Origin of the sequence: Mesobacillus sp. MER 48 (assembly GCF_023714225.1) — a bacterium.
Taxonomy (GTDB): domain Bacteria; phylum Bacillota; class Bacilli; order Bacillales; family Cytobacillaceae; genus Mesobacillus; species Mesobacillus oceanisediminis_A.
On the sequence record NZ_JAMAUR010000044.1, the window covers coordinates 1 to 345 of the forward strand.

A 345-nucleotide genomic window follows, 5' to 3' on the forward strand; every position below is an offset into this window, starting at 1 on the left:
CCGGATCAAAGCTTACTTACAGCTCCCCGAAGCATATCGGTGTTAGTCCCGTCCTTCATCGGCTCCTAGTGCCAAGGCATCCACCGTGCGCCCTTTCTAACTTAACCTAAAAGGTCATTTCTCTATTGAATAGAGAGAAAACTAAGATGGCGATCACTCGGTTTTCTTCTTGGTTCTTCTTACTTACGATTATCTAGTTTTCAAGGAACAAAAAAGTCTTGAGAGAATTGCTCCCTCAAAACTAAACAAACAAGCGTACAACTATGTGGATTACATCCACAGTACGAATCGAAAGATTCGCATTCCGATTGCCCTTAGGCAATATCCTTAGAAAGGAGGTGATCC

General features: G+C 42.9%; 1 rRNA gene. It reads right to left on the reverse strand.

Features of this window, described 5'->3' with window-relative positions:
* A 23S ribosomal RNA gene (locus tag M3593_RS23825) occupies positions 1-107 on the reverse strand; the annotation flags it as partial.
* Positions 108-345: the final 238 nt, after the last annotated feature.